The 9,852-nt window shown below is 77.2% G+C and carries 7 protein-coding genes; 3 read left to right on the top strand and 4 right to left on the bottom strand.

Going from position 1 to position 9,852, the window contains the following annotated elements:
* The 3 genes from GTR02_RS15955 to mprF form a co-directional block, all read left to right on the top strand.
* On the top strand, positions 1 to 923 hold a 923-nt coding region (locus GTR02_RS15955; protein ID WP_166608483.1), incomplete at its 5' end, for an NAD-dependent epimerase/dehydratase family protein.
* A 107-nt stretch (positions 924 to 1,030) separates the two neighbouring features.
* Positions 1,031 to 2,383, top strand: coding sequence for an aromatic acid exporter family protein (locus GTR02_RS15950; RefSeq protein ID WP_166608482.1), 1,353 nt, complete (start codon positions 1,031 to 1,033; stop codon positions 2,381 to 2,383).
* A 107-nt stretch (positions 2,384 to 2,490) separates the two neighbouring features.
* Positions 2,491 to 5,028: a bifunctional lysylphosphatidylglycerol flippase/synthetase MprF gene (mprF, locus tag GTR02_RS15945; RefSeq protein WP_338073854.1), complete on the top strand. Its 2,538-nt coding sequence runs from the start codon at positions 2,491 to 2,493 to the stop codon at positions 5,026 to 5,028.
* Here the strand turns inward: mprF and GTR02_RS24585 are convergent.
* The 4 genes from GTR02_RS24585 to GTR02_RS15920 form a co-directional block, all read right to left on the bottom strand.
* Entirely contained in the window at positions 5,015 to 6,001 is a 987-nt protein-coding gene (locus tag GTR02_RS24585) for a glycosyltransferase family 9 protein (protein WP_166608480.1), read from the bottom strand. The genes mprF and GTR02_RS24585 overlap by 14 nt on opposite strands.
* 31 nt (positions 6,002 to 6,032) lie before the next feature.
* The gene (locus GTR02_RS22455; RefSeq protein WP_205709411.1) at positions 6,033 to 8,096 is read right to left on the bottom strand and encodes a glycosyltransferase; all 2,064 of its coding nucleotides are present in this window, start codon (positions 8,094 to 8,096) and stop codon (positions 6,033 to 6,035) included.
* A complete protein-coding gene (locus GTR02_RS15925) occupies positions 8,093 to 9,064 on the bottom strand; it encodes a glycosyltransferase (RefSeq protein WP_166608479.1) in 972 nt (323 codons plus the stop codon). Before GTR02_RS15925 ends, GTR02_RS22455 begins: the two co-directional genes overlap by 4 nt.
* Positions 9,061 to 9,852 (bottom strand): D-glycero-alpha-D-manno-heptose-1,7-bisphosphate 7-phosphatase (locus tag GTR02_RS15920; protein ID WP_166608478.1); only part of this gene is annotated, 792 nt, incomplete at its 5' end. The genes GTR02_RS15925 and GTR02_RS15920, both read right to left, overlap by 4 nt.

Here is a 9,852-nt window from a genome sequence, read left to right as displayed (position 1 = left end):
TGACCGGGGGGGCGGGGTTCCTCGGCAGCCACCTCTGCGAGGCGCTGCTCGACGCGGGTACCGACGTCGTGTGCCTCGACAACTTCGTCACGGGCGGCCCCGTGAACGTCGAGCACCTCCTCGGCCGGCCCGGGTTCCGCCTGCAGCGCTGCGACATCACGGAGTTCGTCCACGTGCCGGGGGACGTGGACCTGGTCCTGCACCTCGCCTCGCCGGCCTCGCCCGTGGACTACCTCAAGCTGCCGCTGGAGACCCTCAAGGTCGGCTCCACCGGGACCTGGCACGCCCTGGGCCTGGCCAAGGACAAGGGGGCGCGCTTCCTGCTCGCCTCGACGTCGGAGGTGTACGGCGATCCCCAGGTGCACCCGCAGCCCGAGGACTACTGGGGCCACGTCAACCCGGTCGGGCCGCGCGGCGTCTACGACGAGGCCAAGCGGTACGCCGAGGCGCTCACCACGGCGTACCGCACCACCCACGGCGTCGACACGGCCATCGTCCGCATCTTCAACACCTACGGCCCGCGGATGCGCGCGGCCGACGGTCGCGCGATCCCGACGTTCATCCGGCAGGCCCTCGCGGGAGAACCCGTGACCGTCGCGGGCGACGGCGAGCAGACCCGGTCCATCTGCTTCGTCAGCGACCTGGTGCGCGGGATCCTCGCGCTCGCCGCGAGCGGGCACCCCGGCCCCATGAACATCGGCAACCCGGAGGAGCTGAGCGTCCGGCGCATCGCGGAGGACGTCGTCGCCGCGGCCGGTTCCTCCTCGCCCCTGGAGTTCGTCGGCCGGCCCGTGGACGACCCGCAGGTCCGCCGCCCGGACACGACGCTCGCGAGCTCCGTGCTCGGGTGGAAGCCCGAGGTCGACTGGTCCGAGGGCCTGGCCCGCACCGTGGCGTGGTTCCGGAGCCAGGGCCTGGGCTGACGCCCGTCCGCTCGCGCCCGGGTGCGCGCCGAGGGCACGCACTACTGTCGGGGCCTCCGGCGGCGGGGACGCCCGCCGGGTGGGCGACTCCGGGGAGGCGACGCGGGATGCCCCGACCGCGCGCGGCCCGGGCCGGCGGTGCGGCCGGCCCACGGGCGGAGCCCGCCCCTGGCGCCGACGTCGGGGCGGACGAGGACGAGCCCGCGCACGACACCCGGGGGTCGCGGCTGGGGCGCTGGTGGGGCGACGCGTCCGCGACCGTGCGGGCCACGCTGCTCTCGACCGCCCGGCTCACGCTGGGCGGGGTCCTCGCCTACCTGCTGACCGTCCAGCTCGTCCCCGGACCCGTCGACCTGACCGGTGCCCTCACCGCGCTGCTCGTGCTGCAGGCGTCCGCCGTCTCCAGCGTGCGGATGGGCGTCGTGCGCGTGGGGGCCGTCGTCACCGGGGTGCTGGTGGCGGTCGCGCTGACGTCGTGGGTCGGGCTGACCTGGTGGAGCCTCGGCACCGCCATCGCGGCCTCGCTGCTGCTCGCGACGGCGCTGCGCCTGCGCGAGCAGGTCCTCGAGACCCCCATCAGCGCGATGCTGGTGCTGGCCGTGGGCGGGCAGGAGATCGCCGCCGAGACGCGGATCGTCACGACCCTCATCGGGGCCGCGGTCGGCGTGGGGCTGAGCCTCCTGCTGCCCCCCCGGGTGCCGACGGGGGCCGCCGTCGCCGCGGTCCGCCGCGTCGCGCGCGACCAGGCCGACGTCCTCCGCCTCGCGGGCCGCTCGGTGGCGCAGCGGCCCATCGTGCGCGACGAGGTCGTCACCTGGGCCGAGCAGGCCCGCGGCGTGGACGAGACGGCGGGCCGGGCCGCCGAGCTCGTGCGCGCGGTGGGCGACGTGCGCCGGCTCAACGCACGGGCCGTCGTCACGGCGGACGCGCAGCCCGTGCTGGCCTGGGGGCTGGACGCCCTGGGCGCGTCGCTGCTGGCGGTGCGGTCGCTGTTCCGCGTGGTCCAGACGGAGGCACCCGCGGTGTCCACGCCGGACGACGGCTACGGCGAGGAGGTGCGGACCGCCTTCGCCGTCGTGCTGGACGACCTCGCCGACTCGGTCGACGCCTTCGGGGCCCTCGTCGAGGCCGAGGCGTCCGGGCGCGAGGAGGCCGTCGAGCAGCGGCTCGCGGAGAGCCTCGAGGCGGCCCGCGAGGCCCGCGCGATCCTCACCGAGCTGCTGCTCGTCGACGCCCGGACGGAGACGTCGCTGTGGCTGCTGCGCGGCTCCATCCTCGTCGCCGTCGAGCACGTCCTCGCCCCGCTCGACGTCGAGCGGCGGGCCCGGCTGCGCCACGGCCGGCTCTCGGGGGCCGTGCCCGCGCTGCCGCTGGTGCGCGCGATGATCCCGCGCCCGCGGGCCCGCCGGGCGCGGGCGCTCGCGCGGCGGGGCGCGCGGGCGCTGCGCCGGCGGAGCTGAGACCACCCCGCGCCACGGCCGGGCTCCCACCCCCCTTCAAGGACGGCCGCCGGAGTGCCGACTGCTCCTGCGTGAGTTCCTCGCCCAGGCCGTCGTCCGCCGGTACCGTGCGCCACCTGATCGCGCCCCTGGTCATGCTGGGGCTCCTCGCCGGCGCCCTGGTGCTGCTGCACCGCACCCTGCGCCACTACTCGTGGAGCGAGCTCGGCGGCGACCTGCTCGCGCTGGGCCCGGGGGTCGCCCTCGCCGCCCTGGCCGCGACCGCGTGCTCCTACCTGGCGATGACGGGCTACGACGCCCTGGCCCTGCGCTACGTCGAGCACCCCCTGCCCTACCGCCGCTACGGCCTGGCCTCGTTCGTCGCCACGGCCTTCGGCAACAGCCTGGGTGCCTCCGCGGTCGTCGGCGCGGCCCTGCGGGCCCGCGTCTACTCCAGCTGGCAGGTGCCGGGGTTCGCGATCACCCGGATCATCGGCTTCAACGTGGTCACGCTCGCCCTGGGCGCGGCGGTCCTGGCCGGCGGCGGCATGCTGCACGACCCGGCGCTGGCCGGCCGGGCCCTGCACCTGCCGCCGACGGCGGTGTCGGCCGTGGGGTCGCTCCTGGTCGCGTCGGTCGCGGCCTACCTCGTGTGGGCCTGCGCCGGGCGCGCGATCGGCTGGCGCGGCTGGCGCATCGACCGGCCGTCGCCCCGCCTGGCCGCCGCCCAGGTCGTGCTGTCGACCCTGGAGTGGCTGACCATGGCCGCGGCGCTGTACGTGCTGCTGCCGGCGGAGGGCCGGCTGCGGTTCCTGCCCTTCGCCGTCGCCTTCTCGATCGCGACGGTCGCCGGGCTGGTGACCAACGTCCCCGGCGGGCTGGGGGTCTTCGAGACCGCCCTGGTGGTGCTGATCGGCTCGACGACCTCGCCCGCGGGGCTCGCGGTCGCCCTCGTCGCCTACCGGCTCTGCTACTTCCTCCTCCCGCTCCTGCTGGCCGCGGTGCTCCTCGTGGTGCACGAGGCGCGCCAGGGCGCCGCGGCGACCCGGTCGTCCGGGGCCACCCGCACCGCTCCTGCGGGCGCCGCGACGACCGCGGTCCCCGGTTCCCCGGGCCGCGTCCCCGCCGTGCTCACGCCCTCGGTGCTCGCGCTCGGGGTCGCCGGAGCCGGGGTGTTCATGGTCGTCGTGGGGGACCTGCCGGGCCCCCGCGCGCTGGACGTCTCCGCCGTGACCACGAGCCTCGCCGGGCTGGCCGCGCTGCTCATGGCCCGGGGTCTGCACCGCCGGCTGCGGGGCGCGTGGGTGGCCACGCTCGTGCTGCTGAGCACCGTGACCGTGGTGGCGGCCGCGCACGGGGACCTGGTGCTGTCGTCCGTGACCGCGGTGCTCGCCCTCCTGCTGGTGGCGGCCCGGTCCGCGTTCTACCGCGGTGCCCTCCTCGTCCGGCCGCGCAACGCCGTCTGGCCGGTGACGGCGACCCTGCTGGTGGGTGCGGCCGTGTGGTGGCACGAGTTCAGCGGGCTCGGCGGCGGGGTGGACGCGCCCCTGCTGGTGGCGTCGATCTCGGGGGACACCTCGGGGGCGGACCGCCTCGCGATGGCGGCGGGGACCGTAGGGGTCCTCATCGGCGGACGCCGCATCTTCACGTCCGCGAGACCGCACCGGCCGGACGCGGACGACGACGAGATGACCCGCGTCGGGGAGATCGTCGCCCGCTCGGGGCGCTGCATCTCCCAGCTCGCGTTCACCGGCGACAAGCGGTTCCACTTCAGCCCGTCCGGCGGCGCCTTCCTCATGTACCAGGTCGAGGGGCGCAGCTGGGTCGTGATGGGGGACCCGGTCGGCGACGCCGCCGACTTCCGCGAACTCGTGTGGAGCTTCGTCGAGGAGATCGACCGGCACGGCGGGCGGCCCGTCTTCTACAACGTCCTCGGCGACTACGCCGACCTCTACCGCGAGTGCGGGCTGACCCTGGCCAAGCTGGGCGAGGAGGCCGTGGTCCCGCTCGCGGAGTTCAGCCTCGTCGGCAAGAAGAGGCTGAACCTCCGCACCTGCCGCAACAAGTCCCAGCGCCTGGGCATGACGGTCGAGTTCGTCGCGGCCGAGGACGTCGGCGCGCTGCTGCCCGACCTGCGGACGGTGTCCGAGGCCTGGCTCGCGCACCGCAACGGCAAGGAGAAGCGGTTCTCCCTCGGCGCGTTCGACGAGGAGTACGTCCGCCGCTCGCCGCTCGTCGTCGTGCGCCAGGACGGGCGGGTCATCGCGTTCGCGACCCTGTGGATCGGGGGGGACGGCCGGGAGGTCCAGGTCGACCTCATGCGCCGCCTGCCCGACGGCCCGAGCACCGTCATGACCTTCCTGTTCGTCGAGTGCATCCTGTGGGCCAAGGAGAACGGCTACGCGTCCTTCAACCTGGGCATGGCGCCCCTGTCGGGCCTGCGGACCGACGCCACGGCCTCGTTCTGGGACCGCATCGGGCACCTGCTCTGGACCCACGGCGAGCAGTTCTACAACTTCAAGGGCCTGCGGAGGTTCAAGCAGGGTTTCGACCCCCGGTGGCGCACCTGCTACGTCGCGGCCCCCGGCGGGCTGGCCCTGCCGAACGTCATGGTGAACGTGGCCACGCTCGTCGGAGGCGGGATCCGCGGGGTCATCCGCGGCTGACGGCGCCGCGGTCGCTCCGGCCGGCCGCCAGGTGCGCGGTGGCGGCGGTGAGGACCTCCTCGACGGTGGTCCGGCCGAGCGTCGGGTCGAGCTCGGCGCCGTGCGGGTCGCCGACGTAGTCGCTCGCCGAGGGGTCGCCGTGCCAGAGGACGGTGTGCAGGTCCGGGTCGATCGCGGGGCCCCACCAGTGCGGCGGCGTGGGGCCGAAGAGCAGCACGGACGGCACGCCCAGCGCGGTCGCGACGTGCGCCGTGCCCGTGTCGCCGGACAGGACCAGGCGGCTGCCCGCCACCGCGGCCTCGAGGCCGTCGAGGTCGAGGGCGCCCGTGAGGTCCTGCGCCCCGTGCGCGGCCAGCGCGGCGCCGAGCGGCGCCTCGTCCGCCGTGCCGGTCACGGCCACGGGGTGACCCGCGGCGCGCAGAGCGGCGACGACGGCGGCCCACCGGCCCACCGGCCAGCGCCGCGAGGCGAACGCGGCGCCGGGGTGCACCACGACGGGGCCGTCCCCGGGCGCCGCGGGGCGTGGGCGCAGCCGCAGGTCCTCCGGGCCGCAGTCCCCGCCCGCCGCGGCCAGCAGCCGGCACCACCGCGTGACCTCGTGCTCGTCGAGGAACCACGGCGGCCCGTCGTCGAACGGCGGCCGGCCCGACGCGCTGCTGCGGAACCCGAGGAGGAACTCCGGGCCCGTGGCCAGCAGCAGCTCCTGGCTGGCGGGCCCGCGGCCGTGCAGGTCGACCGCGACGTGACCGGACCCCTTCGCGGGCAGCGGTTCCAGCCCAGAGGAGACGAGGACCTCGTCCACGACGCCGCGCGTGCGCAGGAACTCCCCGATGCCCCGCGGCGCGGCCAGCACCAGGCGCCGGCCGGGCCAGGCGCGCCGCACCCCGCGCAGCGCGGGCACGCCCGCGAGGAGGTCGCCGAGCCCCAGCGCCCGCAGCACCAGGACGTCACCGCCGTCGAGCTCGCGCCTCACCCCGGCCCCGCGGCGGCGCGACGGCCTTCGCTCACGCGGGGACCCCGGCCCGCCGGGGGAGCGTCGTGAGGTCCAGCGCGCCCTGTCCCTCACGCAGCGGTCCCTCACGCAGCGGTCCCTCACGCAGCGGTCCGTCCCGCAGCGAACCGTCGCGCAGCGGACCGTCGCAGGCTTGACCGTCGCGCGTGGCCGGCAGGTGCACCTCGACCGCGACGCACAGCGCGTGCACGGCCATGAGGTGGCCCTCCTGCACCGCGGACGTCGAGGGCCCCGGGATGGCGACGACCTCGTCCGCCAGCTCCCGCAGCGGGTTCGGGGCGTCGGCGGTCAGCGCCCAGACCCGCATGCCGATCGAGCGCGCGCGCTCGGCGGCGCGCAGGACGTTGGGGCTCTCGCCGCTCGTCGACAGCAGGAGCAGGAGGTCGCCCTCGCGGCCGTGGGCCTCGACCTGGCGCGCGTAGACCTCCTCCGCCCCGTAGTCGTTGAGCACCGCGGTCAGCGTGGACGTGTCGGCGTGCAGCGCGATCGCGGACAGCGGCCGGCGCTCGCCCGTGAAGCGCCCGACGAGCTCGGCGGTGAGGTGCTGCGCCTCGGCGGCGCTGCCGCCGTTGCCGGCCACGAGCAGCCGCCCCCCGGCGTCGACGACGTCGACGAGCTGGCGGCCCCACCGGTCCAGCCGGTCGCCCTGCGCCTCGAGCGCGGTGAGGACGCCCTCGAGCTCCCCGACGTGCTCGCGCAGCCAGGCGCGCGTGGTCGGGCGCGTGCGCCGGCGGGCCGGGCGCCGCGGCACGGCGTCGTCGGCCCCCACGTCGCCGGCGGTCACGTCCCGCAGCCCGCCGAGGGCCAGCTCGTAGGCGGACTCCGTGGCCGCCGCGACGCGGGTCCAGTCGTAGCGCTGGCGCGCGACCTCGCGGCCCGCGGCTCCCATCCGGGCCGCGGTCGCGGGGTCGTCGACGACGCCGCGCACGGCGTCGGCGAGCTCCGCCGGGTCGAGGTGCCCGGTGGCGTCCACGGGCACGAGCCGGCCCGTGACCCCGTCGCGGACGGTGTCGAGCATCCCGCCGACGGCGGAGGCGACGACGGGCAGGCCCGCGGCCATGGCCTCGAGCACGGCGATGCCGAACGGCTCGTACCAGGGGGTGGCCAGCAGCACGTCGGAGCCCCGCAGCACGCCGGGCAGGTCGTCGGGGGCGACGCGGCCGACCATCCGCAGCCGGTCGGCCACGCCCAGCTCGCCCGCGAGCCGCTGCAGCCGCACGGCCTCGGCGTCGGCAGCGAGCCCGTCCGCGTCCGGGCCCCCGGCGACGACCAGCTCCGCCTCGGGCAGGAACCGCAGCGCCCGGACGGCCTGCTCGACGCCCTTGCGCTCGACGAGGCGGCCGACGGTGACGAGGCGCGTGCGGCAGCCGGGCCGCCGCGGGCCCACGACGTCCGGCGCGTCCTGCGCCGTGGACACCGCGGTGAACCGGGCGGTGTCGACGCCGCACGGCACGACCTGCACGCGGCGCGGCGGAGCGCCCGCGGCCCGCAGCTCGGCGACCTCGTCGCTGCACGTGGCGACGACGAGGTCCACCTCGCGCGCCAGGGAGCGCTCGGCCGGGACGCGCGCGGCGGGGCTCGTGTCGGCCTCGCCCTGGTAGCGGCGCTTGACGCTGCCGAGGGCGTGGAAGGTCAGCACCACGGGCAGCCCCAGGGCGCGTGCGGCGGGCACGGCCGCGGTCCCCGACATCCAGAAGTGCGCGTGCACCACGTCGGGACGCCCCGCGCCCGCCCAGGCCTCGCGCAGCTGCTGCGCGAAGGCGGGCATGAACGGCGGCAGCTCGTCCTTCGGCAGCGCACTCGCCGGCCCGGCGTCCACGTGCACGACGTCGACGCCGGGGCGCAGCGCGGTGCGCACGGGGAGGTCCGGGTCGTCGCGGCGGGTGTACACGACGACCTCGTGGCCGCGGTCGGCCAGCGCGCCGGCCAGGGCGGCCACGTGGACGTTCTGGCCACCGGCGTCGACCCCGCCGAGCACCGCGAGCGGGCTCGCGTGCTCGGAGACCATGGCGATCCGCCGGTGCGGACCCCCTTGCCGCGCAGTCGCTCTCGTCACGACGTCACCTCCGTCAGCAGTCGGTCCCAGTCCGCCAGGAAGCGGTCGACGCCGAAGGCCGCGACGGCGGCCTCGCGGGCGGCGCGTCCGGCGGCACGCGCGTCGTCGGGATCCGCGACCCAGCGCCTCGCGGCCGCCAGGAGCACGTCCGGGTCGCTGGAGAGCACGCCCGCCTCGCGCGGCACGGCCTCGGGCGCCGCCGTGGCGGGCAGGGCCAGCACGGGCAGGCCCAGCATCATGGCCTCGATCAGCGACAGCCCCAGGCTCGTCCAGCGGTAGGGGTGCAGGTAGGCCCGGTGCGTGCCGAGCACGTCGTGCAGCCGGGCCTGCGGCAGGTCCTCGTGCACCGTGAGGTTCGCCCCGGCGTCGGTGCCCCGCGCGCGGTCCGCGAGGTCCTGCACGCCCATGCCGTGCACCGCGACCGGGACACCGCCCGCGAGGTGGAGCACGACGTCGGTGCCGGCGGTGCGCCAGCGGCGCACGGGCTCGTTGACCGACACGGCCAGCGACGGCGAGGCGCCCGTGTAGCGGTAGCCGGGGTCGACGACGCCGTGCTCGACGACGGCGGTGGGGGCCCGGCCGCAGTCCCAGTACAGGCGGTTGAACGCCGTCACGTGCACGACCCGCAGGGCCGACTGGTCCGCCAGCGGGTGCCGGCTGTCGGCGGCCCCCGCGCGCGGGGCGTCGTGCTCGACGTAGAGGGCCGCGACGTCGCGACCCGGTCGCCGCCCGGTCCACCGCTCGACGAGCTCCAGCTCCTCGGGCCGCTGCAGCACGACGACGTCGAAGTCGGTGTGCCGCAGCATCTCCACGGGCACCTCCACGGCGCTCGCGGGCCAGTCCCACGTGCGGGCGCGGCCGCGGCCGTCCGGCCCGCGGTCGCCGACCAGGGGCAGCAGGTAGTCGTGGCGGCCCTGGACGAACGCCGTCATCCACGAGCCGTGCACGTGCCAGACGAGGATCCTCACGCCGCACCGCCCGCGGCGCGCAGGGCGCGGTCGACGGCGTCGCCGAGCGAGGCGGCGACCTGCACCCGCTCGGCCGTGCCGGCCGCGGCGACCTCCTCGGCGCGCGTCACGGGGGTGGGGACGAGCACGGCGCGCGCGCCCGCGGACACCGCGGCGTCGACGTCCGCGCCGATGTCACCGACGACGACGCACTCGGCGGGCGAGACCCCCAGGGCCGCAGCGGCTCCGAGCACCATGCCGGGTTCGGGCTTGCGACAGGCCGACGGGACGCCGGGCGCGTCGGGGCAGACGAGGACCGCGTCGAAGGGGCCGAGGAGCTCCTCGACGCGCGCGTTCACGGCGTCGACCTGCGCGCGGGTCAGCAGCCCGCGGCCGATGCCCGACTGGTTGCTGACGACGGCCGTGGCCAGCCCGGCCGCCCGCACGCGCCGCAGGGCCTCGACGGCGCCGTCCACGAGGCGCACCTTCGCGGGGTCGCCGTTGTAGGGCACGTCGTGGACGAGGGTGCCGTCACGGTCGAAGAGCACGGCGCGCACGGGCGGCGGCCACGCGTGCGGCGGACGGCGGCGCCAGCGCAGCTCGCCGCGCAGCCGGTGCCACACCGCGGCCGGCGGGATCGCGGCGCTCGTCACGACCATGCGGCGGACCTCGTCGGCGGTGCGCGGGCCGGGGGCGATGCGGCGCCACGCGAAGTCGGCGGTCAGGCCCGCCCAGCCGGTCGCGGCCAGCGCCGCGGCCCGGCGGCGCCCGGCCGCCGCGGCGCCCACGGCGAGGACGGCGGCCGGGCG

The organism is Kineococcus siccus (genome assembly GCF_009906795.1).
GTDB classification, from domain to species: Bacteria; Actinomycetota; Actinomycetes; order Actinomycetales; family Kineococcaceae; genus Kineococcus; species Kineococcus siccus.
The sequence above is the reverse complement of the archived record's forward strand: the minus strand, read 5'-3'. Positions and strand labels throughout refer to the sequence as shown.

Coding starts and splice junctions, on each gene's coding strand:
- GTR02_RS15950 (WP_166608482.1), top strand. CDS start 1,031: ATGCCCCGACCGCGCGCGGCCCGGGCCGGCGGTGCGGCCGGCCCACGG.